At 45.2% G+C, this 22,504-nt stretch carries 21 protein-coding genes and 1 other RNA gene; 15 read left to right on the plus strand and 7 right to left on the minus strand.

Annotated features, from left to right (window positions below; translation table 11 throughout):
- Nucleotides 1-181 precede the first annotated feature (181 nt).
- Nucleotides 182-469, plus strand: coding sequence for a hypothetical protein (locus L0660_RS10635; protein ID WP_235159451.1), 288 nt, complete (start codon nucleotides 182-184; stop codon nucleotides 467-469).
- Nucleotides 463-747: a type II toxin-antitoxin system RelE/ParE family toxin gene (locus L0660_RS26315; protein WP_374759221.1), complete on the plus strand. Its 285-nt coding sequence runs from the start codon at nucleotides 463-465 to the stop codon at nucleotides 745-747. The genes L0660_RS10635 and L0660_RS26315 overlap by 7 nt, the downstream gene beginning before the upstream one ends.
- 15 nt (nucleotides 748-762) lie before the next feature.
- Here the strand turns inward: L0660_RS26315 and L0660_RS10640 are convergent, their stop codons facing one another.
- Both L0660_RS10640 and L0660_RS10645 read right to left on the minus strand, forming a co-directional pair.
- A complete protein-coding gene (locus tag L0660_RS10640; RefSeq protein ID WP_235159452.1) occupies nucleotides 763-1,797 on the minus strand; it encodes an isoaspartyl peptidase/L-asparaginase family protein in 1,035 nt (344 codons plus the stop codon).
- Nucleotides 1,798-1,990: 193 nt separating this feature from the next.
- The gene (locus L0660_RS10645) at nucleotides 1,991-2,704 is read right to left on the minus strand and encodes an SDR family oxidoreductase (protein ID WP_235159453.1); all 714 of its coding nucleotides are present in this window, start codon (nucleotides 2,702-2,704) and stop codon (nucleotides 1,991-1,993) included.
- A 146-nt stretch (nucleotides 2,705-2,850) separates the two neighbouring features.
- Between L0660_RS10645 and fabG the strand changes: the two genes are divergently transcribed.
- The 10 genes from fabG (at nucleotide 2,851) to trmD (ending at nucleotide 13,454) form a co-directional block, all read left to right on the plus strand.
- Nucleotides 2,851-3,597, plus strand: coding sequence for a 3-oxoacyl-[acyl-carrier-protein] reductase (gene fabG / locus L0660_RS10650; RefSeq protein WP_026631714.1), 747 nt, complete (start codon nucleotides 2,851-2,853; stop codon nucleotides 3,595-3,597).
- 25 nt (nucleotides 3,598-3,622) lie between these two features.
- The gene (locus L0660_RS10655) at nucleotides 3,623-5,698 is read left to right on the plus strand and encodes a VWA domain-containing protein (protein ID WP_235159454.1); all 2,076 of its coding nucleotides are present in this window, start codon (nucleotides 3,623-3,625) and stop codon (nucleotides 5,696-5,698) included.
- A 22-nt stretch (nucleotides 5,699-5,720) separates the two neighbouring features.
- Nucleotides 5,721-6,665 (plus strand): DUF2279 domain-containing protein, encoded by a 945-nt coding sequence (locus tag L0660_RS10660; protein WP_235159455.1) that lies wholly within the window; start codon nucleotides 5,721-5,723, stop codon nucleotides 6,663-6,665.
- A 58-nt stretch (nucleotides 6,666-6,723) separates the two neighbouring features.
- On the plus strand, nucleotides 6,724-7,707 hold the full coding sequence (locus L0660_RS10665) for a Smr/MutS family protein (RefSeq protein WP_235159456.1): 984 nt from the start codon (nucleotides 6,724-6,726) through the stop codon (nucleotides 7,705-7,707).
- Between the two features lie 94 nt (nucleotides 7,708-7,801).
- Nucleotides 7,802-9,142 carry a DUF4403 family protein gene (locus L0660_RS10670; RefSeq protein WP_235159457.1) on the plus strand — a complete coding sequence of 447 codons (1,341 nt, stop codon included), beginning with the start codon at nucleotides 7,802-7,804 and terminating at the stop codon, nucleotides 9,140-9,142.
- Nucleotides 9,143-9,250: 108 nt separating this feature from the next.
- Nucleotides 9,251-9,658, plus strand: an RNA gene (gene rnpB / locus L0660_RS10675) — RNase P RNA component class A.
- 55 nt (nucleotides 9,659-9,713) lie between these two features.
- Nucleotides 9,714-11,234: an OmpA family protein gene (locus L0660_RS10680; RefSeq protein WP_235159458.1), complete on the plus strand. Its 1,521-nt coding sequence runs from the start codon at nucleotides 9,714-9,716 to the stop codon at nucleotides 11,232-11,234.
- A 142-nt stretch (nucleotides 11,235-11,376) separates the two neighbouring features.
- Entirely contained in the window at nucleotides 11,377-12,141 is a 765-nt protein-coding gene (locus tag L0660_RS10685; protein ID WP_235159459.1) for a 30S ribosomal protein S16, read from the plus strand.
- Nucleotides 12,142-12,229: 88 nt separating this feature from the next.
- Entirely contained in the window at nucleotides 12,230-12,793 is a 564-nt protein-coding gene (gene rimM, locus L0660_RS10690) for a ribosome maturation factor RimM (RefSeq protein WP_235159460.1), read from the plus strand.
- Nucleotides 12,783-13,454: a tRNA (guanosine(37)-N1)-methyltransferase TrmD gene (trmD, locus tag L0660_RS10695; RefSeq protein ID WP_235159461.1), complete on the plus strand. Its 672-nt coding sequence runs from the start codon at nucleotides 12,783-12,785 to the stop codon at nucleotides 13,452-13,454. Before rimM ends, trmD begins: the two co-directional genes overlap by 11 nt.
- Nucleotides 13,455-13,456: 2 nt before the next feature.
- Here the strand turns inward: trmD and L0660_RS10700 are convergent, their stop codons facing one another.
- Together L0660_RS10700 and L0660_RS10705 are read right to left on the minus strand one after the other, a co-directional pair.
- Entirely contained in the window at nucleotides 13,457-13,900 is a 444-nt protein-coding gene (locus L0660_RS10700; RefSeq protein ID WP_233797007.1) for a GNAT family N-acetyltransferase, read from the minus strand.
- A gap of 47 nt (nucleotides 13,901-13,947) precedes the next feature.
- Nucleotides 13,948-14,979 carry an RluA family pseudouridine synthase gene (locus L0660_RS10705; protein ID WP_235159462.1) on the minus strand — a complete coding sequence of 344 codons (1,032 nt, stop codon included), beginning with the start codon at nucleotides 14,977-14,979 and terminating at the stop codon, nucleotides 13,948-13,950.
- Between the two features lie 40 nt (nucleotides 14,980-15,019).
- Here L0660_RS10705 and L0660_RS10710 point away from each other — a divergent pair, with 40 nt between their 5' ends.
- A complete protein-coding gene (locus tag L0660_RS10710) occupies nucleotides 15,020-15,916 on the plus strand; it encodes a 1-aminocyclopropane-1-carboxylate deaminase/D-cysteine desulfhydrase (RefSeq protein ID WP_235159463.1) in 897 nt (298 codons plus the stop codon).
- Nucleotides 15,917-15,921: 5 nt separating this feature from the next.
- Here the strand turns inward: L0660_RS10710 and L0660_RS10715 are convergent, their stop codons facing one another.
- From L0660_RS10715 to rfaD, 3 genes are all read right to left on the minus strand, one after another.
- Nucleotides 15,922-18,192 carry a cation:proton antiporter gene (locus tag L0660_RS10715; protein ID WP_233797004.1) on the minus strand — a complete coding sequence of 757 codons (2,271 nt, stop codon included), beginning with the start codon at nucleotides 18,190-18,192 and terminating at the stop codon, nucleotides 15,922-15,924.
- Nucleotides 18,193-18,299: 107 nt separating this feature from the next.
- On the minus strand, nucleotides 18,300-19,751 hold the full coding sequence (gene sufB / locus L0660_RS10720; RefSeq protein ID WP_026631702.1) for a Fe-S cluster assembly protein SufB: 1,452 nt from the start codon (nucleotides 19,749-19,751) through the stop codon (nucleotides 18,300-18,302).
- Nucleotides 19,752-19,847: 96 nt separating this feature from the next.
- The gene (gene rfaD / locus L0660_RS10725; protein WP_235159464.1) at nucleotides 19,848-20,813 is read right to left on the minus strand and encodes an ADP-glyceromanno-heptose 6-epimerase; all 966 of its coding nucleotides are present in this window, start codon (nucleotides 20,811-20,813) and stop codon (nucleotides 19,848-19,850) included.
- A 104-nt stretch (nucleotides 20,814-20,917) separates the two neighbouring features.
- On the opposite strand from rfaD, the gene L0660_RS10730 reads away from it, so the two are divergent.
- Both L0660_RS10730 and lpxB read left to right on the plus strand, forming a co-directional pair.
- Nucleotides 20,918-21,337 carry a 6-carboxytetrahydropterin synthase gene (locus tag L0660_RS10730; RefSeq protein WP_233797002.1) on the plus strand — a complete coding sequence of 140 codons (420 nt, stop codon included), beginning with the start codon at nucleotides 20,918-20,920 and terminating at the stop codon, nucleotides 21,335-21,337.
- Nucleotides 21,338-21,357: 20 nt separating this feature from the next.
- Nucleotides 21,358-22,467, plus strand: a complete 1,110-nt coding sequence (gene lpxB / locus L0660_RS10735) for a lipid-A-disaccharide synthase (RefSeq protein WP_235159465.1) — start codon at nucleotides 21,358-21,360, stop codon at nucleotides 22,465-22,467.
- The last annotated feature ends 37 nt before the right edge of the window (nucleotides 22,468-22,504 follow it).

Genomic DNA, 22,504 nt, shown 5'->3' on the forward strand with positions numbered 1-22,504 from the left:
CCGGTGAATTCTAAAAGTGAAGATCGGTTTTTTTGAAACAGATCACTAATTTTTGTTGAGTATGTGAATGAAAATTGCGTTTCATAACCAAGGCTCGTCACATGATACAAGAACATAACATAAATCTTAATTTAAATTTATATATTTGAAATAGTATCAACGTTCATCTTGAATTTTTTAAATGTTAAGTATAGTCGAATCTTATATGGAGCTTAAAAAGAATATGGGCGCATTGATCAATAAATCAGGCTATAAAAATGCGTTTCTGGCGGAACAGATCGGTATTCCTGCGCCTACCTTTAGTGTCAAGAAGCAGCGCGGAAACTGGACGGAGAACGAGATGAAGCAGATTTTGACCATTATACAAAATAAAAAACTTGAAGATTACTTTTTCCTTGAACTCATGAGGTCCGAAGCCGACGAGCCACGCCATCCTGTTGCGGATCTGAAGAAGGAAATGGGATGGTAGTTCAATACGTTAAAAGGTTTTCAAAAGATTTAAAAAATACACCAAAGGACATTCAAAGGAAGGTTTTTGATATTATCGCAGTATTGGAATCAGCACATAATCTTGAAAGCTCAGGTTTAGATTACAAGCGAATTGAGGGACAGAAAAGGGGCGAAAACTACTTTCGGATCAGGATAGGGGATTGGCGGATCGGGATTGAATGTATTCATCCCGATATCACTTTGTTACGTATCCTTAGTCGTGGTGATATGTACAAATCCTTCCCGCCCAAGCTCTAACTGATTCCAGGCAGCTCATGAAAAATAACTCTTAGCATTGATAACCACTCCTTTTCCGCCTTTTTCTGTAACTGTATAGTTGAAACCTTTTTGTACGGAATAAGCGCCTACTTCACCTTGCTTGTTGATGGCCAGAAAGCCAACCTGGAAAGTTTTTGCACGCTCGGGATTGGGCTTTACGATGCGTTCGATGGCTTTTTTGCAGGCTTCTTCCGGTGAAAGGCCGGAGCGCATGAACTCTACAACGAGGTGTGTTCCACATACGCGGATCACCTCTTCGCCCTGCCCGGACGATGTGGCAGCGCCTATTTCATTGTCGACAAAAAGTCCGGCGCCGATAATTGGGGAGTCGCCAACCCTTCCGCGCATCTTGAAACCCATTCCGCTGGTTGTGCACATGCCCGACAGGTCGCCGTTGTTATCCAGGGCTAATGTGCCCATTGTATCATGGTTAAAAGAGCCGTCTTCGAGGCGGGGAGGGGCAAATGGGCCGTGGCCTTTCTGGCCTTTCGACTGCTGGTGTTCAATGTTGATAACGGGCTTGTATTCGGCTTTTTTCAACCACTCTTTATAGGTTTTGTCTGCATCGGGAGAAAGCGCTGGCGATTCCAGCTTAAAACCATTCGCTACGGCAAACTGCTGAGCGCCTACGCCCGCTAGGAATACGTGTGGTGTGGTTTCCATGAGCTTCCGGGCTACCGAAATCGGATGTTTGATCCTTTCCAGGAATGCTACTGAGCCGCAATTTGCTTTTTCATCCATAATGCTGGCATCCAGCGTTACAAACCCGTCTCGGTCCGGATTACCGCCGAGTCCGACGCAGCAATTGACCTCATTTTCCATGGCGATGGCAGCTTGTTCCACTGCGTCCAACGCTCGTCCCCCTTTTTCCAGCACAGGCCAAGCTGCCGCGTTGGAAATCTGTCCGCTGTCCCATGTAGAAATCACGATCGGTTTTCTTACTGCACTTTTTGCAAATAGTTTCTGAACACTCGTAAACGGCAGGGCCAGTGCAGAAAGGCGTAAAAATGAACGGCGAGAAGGGGTCATCAGGATGTATTTTTAAAATTTTTTCAAATATACATTCCTATGGCTTCATCCGGCAATGAAAGTAACATTATTTTGCAAAACTGGCGAATGCTGATATGTAATTTGCTGAATGTGAATTCAGGCCTACTTTATATAAAAAACGCCCGAAAAGCTGTGAGCTTCCGGGCGGGCATTATTCTCCATAATCAGATTGCTACTTAGGTGGCATAGAAGGTCTTACTTCCACTTTGCTAGGCAATGTCCTGGCTGGCATTTTGATCAGATCGGAGACGATTTGTCCTATATCTTCCGGCTGGATTTTCCATGCATCTTTTTCGGACGGTTTATGGTCTCCAAATTCGGTTGCAACGGAGCCTGGCATGATCGTCGTTACTTTGACACCTGCATCTCTCACGTCCATCATCATGGCTTGCGAGAAGCCTACCAGTCCGAACTTGCTGGCATTATATGCGCTTCCGCCTGCGAAGAAGTTAGTGCCGGCCAGGCTGGCAATGTTGATAAAATAACCTTTTGTCTCTGTCAGCGCTGCCAGTGATGCTTTTGCACTGAAAAATACGCCGGTAAGGTTAATGTCGATAGTTTCCTGCCATTGATCGGCAGTAAGGTCTTTTAAAGGGGCGAAATGTCCTACGCCGGCATTGGCTATGAGATAATTAAGCTGTCCCCATTGTGATATAACGGTTTCCACCGCTTTTTGCTGGGATTCCAAACTTCTTACATCGGACTCGATGCCGATTGCGAATCCGTCATTTATCTTGTTCAATGAAGCGGCCGCTTTATCAGCGCTTTCTTTTGAACGGCTGGTGACCGCTACCCGGATGCCTTCTTTAATGAGCACTTCTGCAATGCCGTAACCTATTCCCTTTGAGCCGCCTGTTATCAGCGCTGTCTTGATTGATTCTGCCATTACTTTCAATTTAAATAAACAAAAACTAAATGTAGTGGGTTAACAGCGTCACAAGTCAGAAGGTTTCTGTAGTTTCTTTTTTGGCAGTGCCTGTTAAAACCCTATTTTTGTCGACCAAAATCATTTTGACAGAATTATTCCCATTTATGAAATTAGTAGAAAATAAAGTCGCGTTGGTAACCGGAGCATCACGTGGTATTGGTCGTTCCATTGCTTTACGCCTGGCTCAGGAAGGGGCTGATGTTGCATTTACCTACTTATCAAGTGTTGAAAAGGGTGAGGCGCTGGCCAAAGAACTGGAGCAGTTCGGTGTAAGGGCGAAGGGTTATCGATCGGACGCGTCGGATTTCCAGGCAGCGGACCAGCTCGTTACCGATGTCCTTGCTGACTTTGGAAAACTGGACGTGCTGATCAACAATGCGGGCGTTACACGTGACGGATTGCTAATGCGCATGAGTGAGGAACAATGGGATTCTGTGATTACGATTAACCTGAAATCGGTTTTTAATCTTACGAAGGCAGCAACCAAAAGCATGATGCGCGCCAGAACGGGCTCAATCATCAACATTACTTCGGTGGTGGGGATCAGTGGTAATGCGGGGCAGTCCAATTATGCTGCTTCCAAGGCTGGGATCATTGGTTTTACCAAATCCATCGCACTGGAACTAGGCTCACGCAATATTCGCTCGAATGCTGTCGCTCCCGGATTTATTGAAACGGAAATGACGGATGCTGTGGATTCAAAAGCAGTGGAAGAATGGAAGCAGTCGATTCCGATGAAAAGAGGAGGACAGCCCGAAGAGGTCGCCGATGCCTGCGTTTTTCTTGCTTCTGACCTTTCGCGCTACATTACCGGCCAGGTTTTACAAGTGGACGGCGGTATGTTGACATAGCATGTTTTTTCGTTACATTTAACACATGCGGTCCGAACTCATTTTCCAAACCCCTTACTGGTTTATTGTCTTCTGTCTGGTGGCAGGCGCTGCTTATGCATTCCTGCTTTACCAACCGACGGCGCCCTGGGGTAAAAAATGGAATTATGTGCTCGCATCATTAAGAGGACTGGCGGTTGGAATGATCTGCTTTCTGCTGTTAGGGCCTCTGGTTCGCAAGACGGAAACTTCTGTTGATAAAGCTAAAATCGTTTTTGCGATCGACAATTCTGAGTCTGTCAAAGGACCAGGAACCGCATTGATGAAGCAGATTTCGGGCGCTGTCGCTGATCTGGAATCGTCTGGTTTTGAGGTGAGTGTGCAAACATTGGAAAAAGATTCGCGTTCACCAGTTCCGGATTCGATCCGTTTTGATGCCAGGAAGACAGACTTGTCTGAAATGCTGCAAACGGTGAAAACCAACTTTGAAGGAAGGAACCTGACGGATGTTATTTTGCTTTCCGATGGGGTTGTTAATCAGGGGATTTCTCCTGCTTATAACCGTTATCCATTTAAAGTGAACACATTGGCGGTTGGTGACACGGTTCCCGATCTGGATATCCGGATTAAAGATGTGGTCAGCAACCGGATCGCCTATCTTGGAAATGAATTTCCGATCCGTGCCGAAATCGCTGCGAATGGCCTGGCCGGAAAATCCACAACGATCACATTGAAGCAGAACGGACGCACGGTTGCTAGCCAGCAGGTTATGGTGGACCGTCCTTCATTCTTCAAAGCATTTGATTTCAAGGCGTCGTCAACCCAGAAAGGTGTGCAGCATTACACATTGGAATTGGGCGGAATAGCCGGTGAAACTTCACCGAGGAACAACAAAAAAGATATTTATATAGACATTATAGACGGCCGGCAAAAAATTCTGCTGATGGCTTTGGCGCCGCATCCTGACATTAAGAGCATTCGCAGCCTGGTAGAAGCCAATGATAATTATGAGCTGGACGTGAAGATTTTGTCCATTTCAAATACACCCGTTGCAACTGCCAAGCCGTATGATTTGATCATTTTACATCAGATTCCTAATGTGCTCGGGCTTGGTAATGCGCAGGTCCGTAATTTCATAGAATCCAAAACGCCGCTTTTCTTTATTCTGGGCAACCAGTCCGCGGTGCCGCTCGCCAATTCATTGAACCGTTCTTTGATCATCAATACGTCCAATAATCAGATCGATAAGGTTACGGCACGCTTTAATCCGGCTTTTCAGCAATTGAATTTTGATCCTGAACAACTCAAATTATTAGAGCGCCTTCCGCCATTATCCGTTCCTTTCGGTGATTACAATATCTCCTCAGGCACAGAAACCATTTTATTTCAAAAAGTAGGAACATTAAACACCAGCAAGCCGCTGTTGGTTTTGAATACAAATGGTGGGCAAAAAACAGCGGTTCTGGCAGGAGAGGGGATATGGCAATGGCGGCAGGAAGAGTTTGCGCAGACGAATAAGCAGGAAGTCGTGGATAACTTGTTTCAGAAACTGATCCAGGTGCTTTCGGTAAGAGAGGATAAGCGGAAATTTCGCGTTTACCCTGTTCGCAACGAATTTGAAGCTGGCGAGCAGGTCACTTTTCAAACTGAGATATACAACGATATCTACGAGCAGATTTACGGACAGGAAGTGAAGCTGGATATCACAAATGAAAAAGGCGTCACCAGGCAATTTACCTACACACATTCCAAAGAAAATCCGCGTTTCAATGTAAGCGGGCTGTCAGACGGTGTTTACCGATTTTCGGCTTCAACATCGCTGCGTTCCGGGCAGGAGAAAGTGGCCGGGCAGTTTGTGATCAGCAATGCGGATCTTGAATTGAACAATACGACGGCTGATTTCGGGATGTTGCGCGAACTTGCCAACCGCTCGGGCGGAACTTTCACTACGCCCGCAACTTTCAGTGATTTTATTTCAAAACTCAAAGAAAACCGCCCTTCTGACCGGCTCGACAGCAGCGAAGAAATGGTCGAGATCATTTATATGAAGTGGTTGTTCTTCCTACTGGTCCTGCTTCTCGGCGCAGAATGGGGCCTAAGAAAATACCATGGCGGATATTAACAGGCGTTTTTTATCATGTTTCTTGCTGCTAATCCTGGCTATCTGCCTCTCTCCTTCAGTATCTGCCCAAACGGATTCGTTACAAAAAGGGAATTGGCAAACCGATTCTTCGCGGATTGATACATTAAAAATCGTTGCGAAAGATTCGGTTCCGGCGGATGTGAGACCAAATTACCGGATGTTACGTGGCATTTTTGCAGCGCAGTCGGCACTGTATCTCGGAACGATTTACGGCCTGAGCAAATCCTGGTATAAAAACCCATTGACCAAGTTCACATTTAAGGACGACACGGGCGAGTGGCTCCAAATGGACAAAATGGGGCACGTTTACACATCATATCAGATTGCGCGGCACACCGCAGAGTTGTATAGGAAAACAGGAATTTCAAAACGTCAAATGTTGGTCTACGGCGCCATCTCAGGTATTATTTTCCAAACGCCGATTGAAATTCTGGATGGCTTCTCGCCTGATTACGGCTTCTCTCCCGGTGACATGGTCGGTAACATTGCAGGGTCAGTTATTTATTTAGGCCAAATCGCACTTTGGGATGAAGTGCGCATTCAGCCGAAATTTTCTTTTCATTATACTTCCCTGGCGCGCGTCCGTCCGGAATTGCTGGGAAGCACCCGTTCTGAAAGCTGGCTGAAAGACTATAATGGTCAGACTTACTGGTTTTCGGGAAGCCCTGGAACATTCTTCAAAAATAGCGGCTGGCCTGCCTGGCTTTGTCTTTCAATTGGTTATGGAATCCATGATATGGTTTCGGCTGAAAAAGAGAAGAGTATCGAGCGGGGTTATCGCCCTTACCGGCAATATTATTTGTCCCTCGACATTGATCTTACAAAAATTAAAACAAAAAGTAAGTTTGTGCGCACGATCGGTTTTTTTGCTAATTCGATCAAAATCCCGGCGCCCGCATTGCAATTCAGCAAAAAAGGCATTGATTTTAAACCGTTTTACTTTTAGCAATTGTTGCTAAAGGATATGGCCTTACGGGCCGTCATTGAGTTCAATCAGATTAAGTATGAATATTGGAGATAAAGTAAGGCTTGTGCATGGACGGGAAGAAGGTGTGATTTACGCTTTTTTGCCCGGAAACATTGTGGAAATAGAAATTGAGGATGGCTTCCGGATTCCTGTGCTGCGCAACGAGATCGTGACTATTTCACCCATTGAAAGCCAGCGACTTGTCAAAGAACCAGATTCAAAAAAGATCAAATCGCAGAGTGATGTTATTGTGCCCAGAAATGCGCCGTTTGCGGAAAAAGGAATTTTCCTGGCTTTCGTTGCCGTAAATGACAGGGCGGTGACGATGCATCTGATCAATAACTCCGATTGGGTGTTGCCTTTTACGGCTGTTGCTGTTAATGAGCAGGTTAGTACAGGGTTAGCGGGTGGTGTTTTGCAGCCGCGGACTGCGCAAAAATTGTCGGAGCTGATTATGAAGGACTTCGAAATCTGGCCCGTGTTCGAGTTTAAAATACTCTATTACAGGGAAGGTAACCATGCTTTGCCGCAGGCTTTAACCAAAAGGATTAAATGCAGGGCGCAATCATTTTACAAAAATAAAGGCAAGGCGCCTGTGTTAGGAAAGGATGCGTTTGTATACCAGATCGATGAGGAAAATTTGAAAACTGAAATACATGCAAGTCCTGAAAATCTTTCCAACGATTTGAAAACGAGCCTGATGGGAGGAGGTAAGGTGGAAACGCCCGTGCTGGAAAAGCCTGAGCAGGTTGTGGATCTGCATATTGAAAAGCTGACCAAGCATGTAGGCTCTCTTTCGAATGACTCTATCCTTAAAACGCAGCTGGCCGCGTTCGAAAGCAATCTTGAATCAGCGATTGCAAACGGAATGGAAGAAATCACATTCATTCATGGCGCCGGAAGCGGGGTTTTAAGGACCGAATTACACAGGAGACTCGGCAAAAATCAGCATGTTAATTATTTTAAAGACGCTCAAAAAGAAAAATTCGGATACGGTGCAACCCTCGTCAAAATTAAATAAGTGGCTCACTAATTGCCTGAATGTATTGTTGATCATGGCATTTGCGCTCAGCATTTGGCAATGCCGTTCTAAAAGCACCTCCCCGAAAGCGCCCATGGAAGAATATAAGTACTCCGTTGATGAGATCCAGAATGAAAAGCACCTCTCGGTGCTGAATGTTCCGGTAGAAATCCCGATTGCCGAGATTGAAAATCAGATCAATGCGAAAATAAAAGGACTCATTTATGAGGATAACAGCTATGAGGATGAGGATAATGACAATCTGAAAGCGAAGGTTTGGAAAATAAGTCCTATAAAGGTGGTTGCAATTGATTCTTCATTTTTGTTTGAAGTCCCTCTTAAAATATGGGTAAGCGCCGGTTATAAAATCAGTCCTCTGGGCATCACTATGTCGGGCTATAAGGATACTGAATTTTCCATACGCATTCGGCTGATCTCGAAGTTGGGGATTTCACCTAACTGGGCGATCAAATCGGAAACATATGTGGATAGCTACGATTGGATAAGCGACCCGAATGTAAAAGTTGCCGGCATTAACATTCCGATCAAGAGCATGGCGAGCAGGCTTTTGAATAAAAATTTTGAAAAAATAACACAGGCAATTGACGAACAGGTTGCCAGCAACATTGAGCTCAAAAAGAATGCAGAACTCGCCTGGAACATTGCCAGGCAGCCCGTTTTGCTGTCGAAGGAATTTGATACATGGCTGGCTATCGTGCCGACAGGCGTTGTTATGACGCCTTTGTTGGCCAGGAATGGTATTCTTCGCTCGGTTATCGGTATTAAAGGTTACACGCAAACGATTACGTCGGCGACCAAGCCTGCTATTCCTGCGGTTTTGAGGTTACCGAATTTGCAGATAGTCAATAAGGTTTCAGAGGATTTTAAAGTCGGACTGATCAGTGTTGTGTCTTATAAGGAAGCTGCGAGACTGGCAACGGCGAAGTTCGCGGGCGAAAAATTTTCTTTCCTGGCCGGGCAGTACAATGTAGAAGTCACTTCGATTGATATGTATGGTCAGAATGAAAAGCTGGTGATCAAGGCAGGACTGAAAGGCAGTATCAATGGTGATATTTACCTGAAAGGCGTGCCGCATTATGATCCTGTAAGCCAGCAATTGTCATTGAAAGGCCTTGATTATGATTTGGATACGAAAAACTCCATTGTTAAGACGGCGGGTTGGCTGTTACAAGGCCAGTTTAGCAGGATGATGGAGAAAAAGATGGTGTTTCCGGTAGGCGGGCAGATCAGCGATGCGAAAAAAACGATTCAAAAGGCGCTGTCCAATTTAAAAGTAACCGAGGGTGTCATTTTGAAAGGCAGCTTAACGGATATTACACCTGACAAGGTTTATTTAACACCGGAACACCTTTACGCTGTTGTATTTGCGAACGGAAATGTTAATTTGAAGGTCAATGGATTAAAGGGAATTTGACACAAAAATTCGGCAAAAATCGGCGTCATTATCATAATTTTTTACTTTTAATAGTATATTGACTGCTGATCGAAAGAAAGTATTTCTTAGCTTTGTGGTCAGAGGAAAGGAATAAGCTGACCTACCGCTGCGGTTTCGGCCGGAGAGGAAAGTCCGGGCAGCAGAGAGCACCGTACTTCCTAACAGGAAGGCAGCAGGCCGGAGACGGAATGCTGACAGCAAGTGCCACAGAAATTATACCGCCCTGGCATGTTTTTTATGTGACAAGGTAAGGGTGAAATGGTGGAGTAAGAGACCACCGCTCTTTGGGTGACCAAAGGGGCACGGTAAACCTTACGGGCTGAAAGGTCAAATAGGTGTCAATCCGTGGGGCTGCTCGTCCCCGTCTTTCGGGACATTGACACGGGTAGATCGTTAGAGGTTCCGGGTGACCGGAATCCTGGATAAATGGTAGGAGCTTGATGCTGGTTCGCCAGCCTAGAGTAACAGAATCCGGCTTACAGGCTTATTTTTTTTCTTATATTGAGTTAATTAATTAGTGAATATTTGAATCACATAACTGGTGTTTCCCATGAAGAGAAAGAATCTTTACGTTGCTTTTATTTGTTTTTCCCTGCTGAGTTTGAATACGTTTGCCCAAAACCGGACGTACGAAGGGCCCAATAAGATGAACACCTGGTCCATCACAGGTTACGGGGGGATAACCAAGTTCTTCGGTGACATCAAAGAGTACGATTTCAAAAGGAGTAATAATGAGAAATTGACAGGAGGCTGGGGCCTTTCTATTAATAAGCAGTTATCTCCGCTTTTTGGGGTTCAGATCGTTGGTTACAATGGCCAGCTGCAAGGCTCAAAACAAGGTCACATGAGCCGCATCACAGGCGATTCTTACGATGTGGTCTTCAACAGCCCTTCTTTCGTTCAGGTAACAATCGACGGAACGCTTAATGTTAACAGACTACTTTTCGGTTACAAGAAATTGAGAAGATGGAAAGTTGACGCGCATTTGGGAGCTGGAATTATCTACTACCACACTGATTTGACTGCTACCAACACAAATCCACGAAGTGAATTCTTCGGAAACACTTACGAAGTTTCTACAAACACAGACGCTAGTTCTAAAACAGCCGGTAAATGGGAACGCAACGGTTCTACATATACAAGAGAATGGGTTGTACCTGCCGGACTAGCCGTACATTATGAACTAACCCCAAGATTTGACCTAGGCCTAGACTTTACTTACAATTACGTAAATACTGAGAAACTGGATGCAACCGTAGGCGGTTTGAGCGATTACCGTACTCAAACTGGAATCTGGACGTTTGCAAAAGACGATTCTAAAAATGACGGATGGGGAATGGCTTCCATAGCATTGACTTACAAACTTGGTAAGAATGCAGTAATGGCGAAAAAAGGCAAATATGATGCTGGAAGCGGTCGTTACCACTTGCGTTGGGCAAATCCACAGTCTTTGATCCCTGTTCCTTACAATCCGACAATGGAAGATGCAGATTCAATCGCAAAAGCAAACATGCCTAAGCCAGTTGATCCACGTCTTTACACAGATTCAGATGGTGACGGTGTAGCTGATCTATTCGACAAAGAGCCAAACACACCAATCGGAAGCATCGTTTCAGGTGGTGGAGTTGCAATGGATCTGGACAAAATCATCAGAGACGCAATCAAAAACAACTTGCCGAAAGACGAGTGTGAGGCATTGTTCAGCAATATCGAATTCGATACTGACAAGGCGATCATCCGCAATCCTTCAAAAGAAACTTTGAGCAAAGTAGTTGAGCTTCTGAACATGCGTACAAACTGCCGCATCGTTCTGGTTGGTCACACAGATGCTCGTGCTTCTGATGCTTATAACGTATCACTTTCACGTCGTCGTGTTGATGCTGCGAAACGCTTCCTGATCCGTGCCGGAATTACTGATCCTAGCCGTATCATTGTGGAACATTACGGTGAGTATCGCCCAATCGCTGAAAACACAACAGTTGAAGGCTTGCAGTCTAACCGTCGCGTTGAAATCAAGATCTTGCCTAATAACACGATCCGCTCAACATATCCTGCTGGTTTCCGCCCATAGGATTTGGTTAAAACATATTGAAAAGGAAGGTAAGCGTTTACCTTCCTTTTTTTGTGCAAGCTGTTCGAGAATTCAGTAATTTCACTTACCTTTGCACCCTGTTTAATTTAGGGACGAGTTCCCGATCATAACAAATTCAATAATGGCAGTTAAAATTAGGTTGGCGCGTCGTGGACGCAAGAAGAAGGCGATTTATGATATCGTAGTCGCAGATGCCAGAGCACCACGTGATGGTCGCTTCATCGAAAAATTGGGTATCTATAACCCGGGAACAAACCCTGCTTCCATCGTTTTGGAATCAGATAAAGCAGTTGATTGGCTTTTGAAAGGTGCGCAACCGACGGATACAGCACGTTCTATTTTGCAACATGAAGGTGTAATGCTTAAAAAACACTTGCAAGTAGGCGTTATCAAAGGTGCAATCACGCAAGAAGTTGCTGATTCACGTTTTGAAGAATGGAAAGGATCAAAAACAGACCGTAAAGCAACTGCTGCTGATACGTTGTCTCAGAAGAAAGATTCTGACAGACAAGCCAGACTTGAAGCTGAGCGTAAAGTAAGCCAGACTCGTGCGGAAGCAATCGCTAAGAAAAATGCGCCTCCTGTTGAAGAAGCTCCTGAAGTTGAGGAAGCGGAAGCGGCTGTTGACACAGTGACAGAAGAAGTTTCTAACGAAGTTGCAGAGGAAACAACAGCTACTGAAACAGTAACTGAGGCTCCGGAAGCTGAGGCAGCTGCACCAGTGGAAGCACCTGTTGCGGAAGCACCAGCTGAAACACCTGCTGCGGAAGCACCAGTTGAAACTCCTGAGGCTGCGGCAACAACAGTTGAAGCTCCTGAAGCTGAGGCACCAGCATCTACTGAAACTCCTGCAACGGATGAATCGGCAGAGAAAAAAGCTGAGTAATTAGCGTTAAAATACAATCTTTATGAGTCTGTCGGTGATCCGTACAGACTCATATTGTTTTATACTTACACCAATATTTAATAAGCAGGTGACACAAGACAATTGTTATTTATTAGGTTATATCGTCCGCACGCACGGAACGGCGGGCAATGTTGTCATTTTCCTTGACGTAGATTATCCCGAGGAATATGAAGATCTCGACGCAATTTATGTTGAAATCAAGGGAGAGCTTGTCCCTTATTTTATTGAAAACTTCAACTTACAGAAGCAGGCCAATGCCATTGTGAAGTTTGAGGACATTAATACGATAGAAAAGGCACAGGCGCTTGTCGGAAGCTCACTTTATCTGTCCCTTGACGAGCTGGAAGAGCTGAGTAACGAGGAGTTTTATTATCATGAAATCAAAGGCTTCACGGTTGTAGATCAAACTGCCGGGACACTTGGTGTCGTGCGCGAAGTTTATTCCCTGAATGGCCAGGACCTGATCGCAATGGATTATCAGGGCGTAGAAGTGCTTATTCCAACTGCCGCTGACATTGTGTTAAGAGCTGATAAAGATAACAAGCAACTTATGGTAAATTTGCCTGAGGGTTTATTGGAAGTTTATCTTGACAATTCTGACTCTGAAAATACGCCAGACGATGCGGATTGATATTTTGACATGCGTTCCGAATCTGCTGGATAGCTTTTTTGCACATTCTATCCTGAAACGTGCCCAACAAGGTGGTTTTGTGGAAGTGATGGTGCATGATATCCGCGATTACTCAGTTAATAAGCATCGGACGATTGATGATTATGCATTTGGCGGAGGGGCCGGGATGGTCTTGCAAATCGAGCCCATTGCACGGTGCATTCGTGGTTTGCAGGAGGAGCGGAGTTATGACGAGATTATTTATCTCACACCGGATGGAGAGCTGATGCAACAGCCTATGGTGAACCAGCTTTCTCTGAAAGGGAACATTATCATGCTATGCGGCCACTACAAAGGGGTGGACCAGCGCGTGCGGGATATGTTCATCACCAAAGAAGTTAGTATTGGAGATTACGTGCTTTCGGGTGGAGAACTTGCCGCGGCTGTCCTTTCCGATGCCATTATACGCTTGCTTCCGGGTGTGCTTAATGATGAGACTTCGGCATTAACGGACTCCTTCCAGGATAACCTCCTTGCACCGCCTGTATACACGCGGCCAGCTGATTTCGAAGGCCATAAGGTTCCTGAGATCCTGATGTCGGGACATGAAGCTAAAATAGAAGAATGGCGCTATGAGCAATCCGTTCAGCGAACCAGGGAACGTCGCCCGGATTTATTATAACATTAAAAATCCAGGCTGCAATTGATCCACTCATTGTCGAAGTTGGTGCCGTACTTGCGGTAAAATCCAACGGCTGACGTATTCCAATCCAGCACCTGCCACAACATGCCCGTGCAGCCGGTTTGTTTGGCAGCTGCTACGGTCGCATCGAACAGGATCTTGCCTATGCCATTCCCGCGCATATCCTCTGTCACGATAATGTCTTCCATGTATAATCTTTTCCCTTTCCAGGTCGAATACCGGTAATAGTACAGCGACATGCCGATGATCCTGGAATCCGATTCGGCCACAAAGAAGTCATACAATTTTTCATTATAGTCACGGGTCATTTTTTCGACATTGTTCGAAACTTGATCCAGCGCTCGTTCATAAAGCGCCAGTTCTTTGACCAATTCAAAAATTGCAGGGATGTCTTCTAGGTTTCCGGGTCGGGTTGAGATTGTCATAGCTTGGTTTTATAAATATCCAGTAAGAGTTTAGAAGATACAATTTCCTACTGATTGTTCGTATAGATTTCCCACTTTTCTAGAATTGCCTGAAAGTTTTTGGGAAGTTCGGTGTCAAATTGCATCCATTGCCTTGTGGCAGGATGTACAAATCCCAGGGACTTTGCGTGCAGTGCCTGGCCAGGCAGCAGATCAAAAAGATTTGTTACCATGGCTTTATAACTGCCATTTGACGGCCCGCGCAGGATTTTGTCGCCGCCGTAAGTGGTGTCATTAAAAATCGGATGGCCAATGTGCTTCATATGTGCCCTGATCTGGTGCGTACGGCCCGTTTCAAGGTTACATTGAACAAGTGTGACGTAGTGAAAGGATTGGATGGTCTTGTAATGCGTGATCGCATGCTTCCCCTGGCTTCCATCGGGGAAGACGTCCATTACACGACGATCTTTTGCACTCCGCCCAACGTTTCCGGTTATAGTTCCTGATTGCTCCTTGGGCTCTCCCCAAATCAAAGCGTTGTAGGTCCGCTCAATGGTGTGATCCGAAAATTGTTTGGCTAAAAACGTCATCGCAAATTCGGTTTTTGCAATAACAAGCAGGCCAGAGGTGTCTTTATCAATGCGGTGAACCAATCCCGGCCGTCCTTCGCCATTTCTACCTGTGGGCAGTTGCTGAAAGTGATAAACCAATGCATTAATCAGCGTTCCCGACCAGTTTCCGAATGCCGGGTGAACAACCATGCCGGTTGGCTTATTAACAATCAGAAGCACTTCATCTTCATAAATAATGTCAAGCGGAATGTTTTCGGGAATAATCTCCGTATCGCGCGGCGGCTCTGGGAGGGAAAGGGTAATGACATCCAGCGGCTTTACTTTATAACTCGCTTTGGTAACCAGCCCATTCACCTTTACGGCTTCCGCATCAATTCCATTTTGTATTTTTGTCCGCGAAGCATTTGCGACATGTAAGCTCAGATATTTGTCCAGCCTGATCAATCCCTGGCCTTTGTCAGCAACAATCCTGTAATGTTCAAACAAATCATCTTCTTCTGAGGCAATCTCAATATGGTCTTCGGACATTCGAAATGGTCATTTATTATAAACAAAATTATCAAAATAAGTGGATTTAATAAGTGCCGTGCTCCCCACCCCGATAGAGAGACTTTCCAATGTCATGACGGAAGCTGCCGGTATAACGTTGTACATCAAGCGTGATGACCTGATCCATCCGACGGTGTCCGGTAACAAATGGCGGAAGCTGAAATACAATTTGCTCGAAGCCAGCAGCCAGGGATATACACGCATTCTGACATTCGGCGGTGCGTTTTCCAATCACTTGTATGCCACTGCGGCTGCGGGTAATGCCTTGGGTTTTGAAACAATCGGCGTTGTAAGGGGCGAAGAATTAGCAGAAAAGCTTTCGCCCACATTGCTATTTTGCCAGAATCAAGGAATGCAGCTGTATTTCGTATCGCGGTCGGAATACAAGCTGAGGAGCTCGGATAATTATCTGCTGGATCTCGCTACAAAGTTTGATCATCCTTTTATAGTCCCGGAAGGCGGTACTTCCACATTAGCATTGCAGGGCGTGGCGGAAATGGTGCCGGAAGTAAATGTGCAACTGGCTAAAACCGCTAATTACTTTGCCGTTGCTGCGGGCACGGGCGGAACAGCAGCCGGACTGCTATCTGCTGGCGCAAACGTGCTTGCTTTTTCAGCATTAAAAGGCGGGGAATTTTTGAAAAATGACATTAGCATGCTGTTAAGCAACCAACATTCATCCGGAAGTTTACAGCTCTTTACAGATTACCATTTTGGAGGCTATGCCAAATGGAACCCGGAGCTTATCGCGTTCATGCAGAATTTTAAGGACGAATTTGGCATCCAGCTCGAACAGGTTTACACGGCTAAAATGTTCTTCGGGCTTTTTGATCTGATCCGTAAAAATCATTTTCCAAAAGGCACTACAATCGTTGCCGTGCACACGGGCGGCTTGCAGGGATTGCTTAAAGCATAGGCAATTCAGGACAGGGCGGGGATTTCTTCGTCGCTGTTCGCTGATTTTGTTCTGACAAATTCTTTGATCAGATCTTTTTCTCCTGCAATCCACAATACATCATCGTTTTCAATGATCATCGACGAATCGGGGTTGAGGATGCGCTCGCCGTTTCTTTCCAGCCCTACAATCATCCCACGCGTTTTTTCCCTGATTTGACTGCTTCGGATACTTTTTCCACGGATCTGATACTCGCTTCTCACTTCCACGCGTTCCAGCACAATGCTGTCTTCGTGCGCCATATAGACGTCCCCATTCGTGCTCACCTCAATATGCCCCCGGAAGATATCCAGCTGGTCGTCCGTCCCGATAACTTCGATGCGGTCACAGGGATACAGCACTTCGGTAGGGCGGGGGAGATAAATCGTTTTACTGCCGCGCTCGATCAGCACAACATTGATCCCAAAATTTTCCCTGATCTTTAATTCCTGCAAAGTTTTGCCAATAAGAGAGGAATCGGCGCTCACTTCCAGAAACGCAAAATGCGCGTCCCAGGGCAGCAATATCATTTTGGATTTTCCACTTCCTTCCAGCTGTCTTGCATTTAAATTTTGCAAAAAGCGCTCTTCAATGCGGGTGTAAAAGGTTTGTAATCTTTGATAAAAAATTGCAAAACCCAGGATCATAATCCCGCCGGCTACGGCCAGCGCGGTGGGCGTAGCAAAAAAGGAGTTGAGCAGAAAACCCATTAATAAAATAGCAATCAGCACGCGTGAAAGTTCTAGCAACAGCAACGGGCCGCGGCTGAATTTCCGGCTTAACCAGATCGCTGAATAAGCTTTCCTATTGGATCTTTTGAAAATGAGCGCCCATAGGAATGGAGAAATCAAAAGAAATGTAATGCCAAACAATACGGCATTGGTAATGTAAGTTTCCGGAACCCTGGTATGCAATTGATCCGCGAGCTGACGCGAGGAGGCCATAACAATCCCGATGATCACCACCGAATTTAGTATAACCGTTTGTGAATAGGATTTCAGGATCTGGTTCCAATGCGTGGTCTGGACAATCGTTTCGGTGCTGGTGCTATATCTGTTCAGATAATGTTTCCACCGCTCCGGCAGCCGTTTTTCGAGCCATTCTGAAAGCGGTTCGGAGGCTTTCATCATGTAAGGCGTCGTAAATGTGGTGATGACAGAAACCCCCACCGCAATCGGATAAAGAAAACTGCTTGTTACGCTCAGCGAAAGTCCCAGGTTGGCAATAATGAATGAAAATTCACCGATCTGCGACATGCTCATTCCGGACTGCAATGAATTTTTGAGTGGCTGTCCCGAAATGATGGCGCCCAGTGAAACGAATGTTGTTTTACCTAAAATCACAACCAAAACCAGGATGGCTGTCGGCAATGCATATTCCACCAGCAGGCCTGGATTAATCAGCATTCCGACCGATATAAAGAACACCGCACCAAAAAGATCTTTCAATGGTTTCAACAAATGCTCGATCTTTTCGGCATGGGTAGTTTCAGCCAGGATCGAACCCATGATGAACGCGCCAAGCGCTGCCGAAAAGCCCGCCTGCGTTACCAGAAAAACCATCCCAAAGCATAATGCCACAGAGGTGATAAGGACGCTCTCGTCGTTCATTAGCTTTCTGTAACGCCTGAGAAGCGTGGGAAACACAAATATGCCGCCCAAAAACCATAATGTCAGGAAGAAGAATAGTTTGAGGATAGATTGTAACAGCTCCATCCCAGCAAATTGCTGACTGATAGAAAGCGTGGAAAGTAACACCATGAGCAGCACTGCCGTCAAATCCTCGATCACCAGGATGCCCAGCACGACGCGGGTGAATTTCTGTGTTTTTAACCCTAGTTCATCAAAAGCCCTGAATATGATCGTGGTGGAGGAAATCGCGATGATCCCACCCAGAAAAAGACTGTCTGTTTTGCTCCATCCCAGCAGCTGGCCCGTCGTAAAACCGGTGGCCAGCATCATTCCTACTTCAAACAAACCCGTTATAGCGGCTGTATTGCCGACCTTGACCAGTTTTTTAAAACTAAATTCGAGACCTAAGTTGAAAAGCAGGAAAATCACACCAATCTCAGCCCATATCTCAATGGTTTTAATGTCAGTGATGGTTGGAAATAAGTTGAAATTAGGACCTACAAGCAATCCAGCCAATATGTAACCTAAAACGATGGGCTGTTTTAATTTTTTGAAAATAAGGGTAATGATACCCGCCATCGTGAGTATTAATGAAAGGTCGACAATCAGTTGCGGAACGTGCGTCATATAATGGTTTAGTGGCGAATATTTTCTTGAGGTCAATAAAATACAAAAAGCCTCTGACGTATCAAAGGCTTTTGTAATGCAATCGTATAAAAAGTTGGGTTACAGCATCAACCTACGCTGCCTTCCAAACTGATTTCCAGTAATTTCTGTGCTTCCACTGCAAACTCCATCGGAAGCTGGTTCAGCACTTCTTTTGCGTAACCATTAACAATCAATGCAACCGCCTGCTCGGTAGGAATTCCGCGTTGATTACAGTAAAAAAGAATGTCTTCACCGATCTTCGAAGTGGTTGCTTCGTGTTCCACAGTTGCGGAAGGGTTGCTTACTTCAATGTATGGGAATGTATGCGCTCCGCATTTGTCACCCAATAACAGGGAATCACATTGCGAGAAGTTACGTGCTTTTTCGGCTTTCTTGAAAACCTGCACGAGTCCTCTGTATGAATTCTGGCTCTTACCGGCTGAAATACCTTTTGAAACGATACGGCTCTTCGTATTCTTACCGATATGGATCATTTTCGTCCCCGTATCAGCTTGCTGCATGTTATTAGTAACCGCAACAGAGTAAAATTCACCAATTGAATTATCGCCTTTCAGGATCACCGATGGATATTTCCACGTGATCGCCGAACCGGTTTCAACCTGCGTCCATGAGATTTTTGAGCCAGCACCGTCACAAAGACCGCGTTTGGTTACAAAGTTGTAAATCCCGCCTTTTCCGTCTTTATCGCCCGGATACCAGTTTTGAACAGTTGAATATTTGACATTTGCATTCTCGTGTGCGAAGATTTCCACAACAGCTGCGTGCAGCTGGTTTTCATCACGCATCGGCGCTGTACAGCCTTCTAGATAACTTACGTGGCTATCAGCATCACCGATAATCAGCGTACGCTCAAACTGTCCGGTTCCCGCAGCATTGATACGGAAGTAAGTGGAAAGCTCCATCGGGCAACGAACGCCTTTTGGAATGTAAACAAATGAACCATCAGAGAATACAGCAGAATTCAATGCTGCATAATAGTTGTCTTTCGGCGGAACAACCGATCCCAGATATTTCTGAACCAGTGCAGGATGTTCACGAATAGCTTCGCTGATGGAGCAGAATATAATTCCCTTTTCTTTCAGCGATTCTTTAAATGTTGTAAAAACCGATTCGGAGTCCATAACGGCATCAACCGCGATGGAAACGCCTGAAAGTCTCTTTTGCTCGTTAAGGGAAATTCCCAGACGCTCAAAAGTGTCGCGCAATTCCGGATCAATGTCATCCAGACTGTCAACCTGCTTTTTCTTTTTAGGCGCCGAATAATATTTGATTGCCTGAAAATCGATTTTTGGATAATGTACGTTAGGCCACTTGGGTTCAGCCATAGTAAGCCACAAATGATAAGCTTTCAAACGCCACGCAAGCATCCACTCCGGTTCATTTTTTTTGGCTGAGATAAACCTGACAATATCATCATTCAGCCCCATAGGAGCTTCATCTGCTTCAATATCAGTTACAAAACCATATTTGTATTCCGAACTGGTGATTTCCTCCAACAATTCATCTTCTTTGCTCATAGTCTAATTATTATCACACTGTGTTTCGTTTAATAGTAACACAGAGAACGGGGATTGAGTTTATTGAGAACATCAAAAATACACAAAAATGCGGATTTATAGGTAAGCTCCCGCCGAAAGATAGTTCTTCACATAGTCATCAATTCCTTCTTCCAATGAGGTAAAAGGACGTGTGAAACCGATGGAGCGAAGTTTGCTCATATTGGCCTGCGTGAAATACTGATATTTATCCCTGATATCTTCCGGAGTGTCTATATACGAAATGTCAACCGGCTTGTCCATTGCATTGAATGTGCTTGTTACCAGGTCTTTGAATGTCCGGGCGCGGCCGCTTCCAAGGTTATAGATTCCGGAGTTTTTGCGGTGATGCATGAAGAAAATGCAAACGTCGATCAGGTCTTTTACATAAATAAAATCACGCATTTGCTCGCCGTCCTGGAAATCGGGGTTATGCGAGCGGAAAAGCTTCATTTTCTCCGTTTTATTGATCTGATTAAAGGCATGCATAACTACGGAAGCCATCCTTCCTTTGTGATATTCATTCGGGCCGTATACATTGAAAAATTTCAATCCTGCCCAGAAAAATGGCTTTTTCTCCTGTTGTAATGCCCAGATATCAAACTCATTCTTAGAGTCGCCATATGGATTCAGCGGTTTAAGCTGTGATAATGTTGATTCGTTATCATCGTAACCGTGCTCGCCAAGTCCGTAAGTGGCTGCTGACGAAGCATATACAAGCGGAATCTGGTAAGCAACGCATTTCTCCCAGATCTGCTTGGAATAACTCACATTCAGCTCCTCAAAAATATCCCTGTCAAATTCTGTCGTATCAGTCCGTGCGCCGATGTGAAAGATGAATTCAACATCCCGGTTGTTTTGATCAAGCCAGTCGAAAAGCGAAGTTCTTTCCACTTTTTCCTGAATTGTTTTTCCTGCAAGATTTTCTGCTTTCTCGATTTTAGAAAAATCATCGACTGCGATAATGCTTTTGAAACCGTCCTTATTTAGTCGGCTGATAAGCCCGCTGCCAATGAATCCGGCTGCACCTGTTACGATAATCATGGGAGAGATATATGTGATTTTTATTATTATCCTCTTGTTAAGCTGCAAAACTACGGATACAAGATGTAATTTTGTACCCTATTTATTAAGGGAGAAGAAGATTTATGATTTACGTAACAAGAAAAGAGCATTTTAACGCAGCCCACCGTCTTTTCAATCCGGCATGGTCTGAGGAAAAAAACCAGGAAGTGTTTGGGCCATGTGCTAACAACAACTGGCACGGACACAATTTTGAGCTGATTGTTACTGTAAAAGGAAAGCCGGATCCGGACACGGGATTCGTGATCGATTTAAAGGTGCTGGGTGACATTGTGAAAGAGAAAGTGGTGGACAAAGTGGACCATAAAAATCTCAATTTGGATGTTGATTTTATGCAGGGCAAAATGGCTTCCTGTGAAATTTTTGTAACCGAAATATGGAATATCCTTGCGCCTGCCATCGCTGCCGCATCCCCGCAGTCCAAGCTGCATTACATTAAGCTGGTTGAAACGCCAAAGAATTTCGTAGAGTATTACGGCGAATAAGCGCCAACTGACTAGTCCAGATGAAATATTACCTCATTGCCGGAGAGCGTTCGGGAGATTTGCATGGTTCCAACCTCATTGGTGGAATCCGTGAAAATGATCCTGATGCGCAGTTCCGTGGCTGGGGAGGGGATATGATGGCGGCCTCGGGCATGGAACTGGTTACACATTATAAGGACACTGCTTTCATGGGTTTTCTGGAAGTTGCGCTCAACCTGCACAAAATTTCTGGTTTTCTTAAAAAATGTAAAGCCGATATCCTTGCACACAAGCCGGATGCATTGATCCTGATCGACTACCCGGGCTTCAATCTGCGCATTGCGTCATTTGCGAAGTCAAAAGGCTTGAAGGTTTTCTACTACATTTCTCCCAAAGTGTGGGCCTGGAATCAGAAGCGGGCATTAAAGATCAAACAGAATGTAGATCATATGTTCGTGATCTTTCCCTTTGAAATTGATTTTTACAAAAAATTCGATTACAAAGTAGATTACGTCGGCAATCCGCTGATGGACGCAATCGCAGCATTCAAGCCCGATCCTGACTTTAAGCAAAAGAACAATCTGGAAGACGATAAGCCTGTCATAGCATTACTGCCGGGCAGCAGGCAGCAGGAAATCATTGGCATGCTGGACATTATGCTGACTGTTCAGCCCCATTTCCCGGATCATCAATTCGTCATTGCTGGCGTAAGCAATTTGCCCCAAACATTGTACGAAAAATACATTGCAGCTCACAACGCCATCATTGTGTACGAATCCACCTATGATTTGCTGAACATTGCGGATGCTGCATTGGTAACTTCCGGCACAGCAACTCTGGAAACCGCCTTATTCAGTGTTCCCGAAGTGGTTTGCTACAAAACGAGCACATTCTCCTATGCCATCGCCAAGCGCCTCATCCGCGTGCCTTTCATCTCGCTGGTTAATCTTATTTTAGACAAAGAGGCGGTTAGGGAGTTGATCCAGGATGAACTAAATGAGAATCAGCTGGTCAGCGAATTAAAGAAAATCCTACCCGGCGGAGCCAAGCATCAACAGCAAATGCAGGACTACAAAACGCTGCAAGAAATGGTAGGAGGGCCTGGCGCGTCTGGCAGAGCGGGTGGATTGATCGTTGGATATTTGAAATAATGAATAAAATTTTTGACATCACTAAAATACAGCGAAT

This window comes from Dyadobacter sp. CY351 (assembly GCF_021502625.1).
Lineage (GTDB): Bacteria > Bacteroidota > Bacteroidia > Cytophagales > Spirosomataceae > Dyadobacter > Dyadobacter chenhuakuii.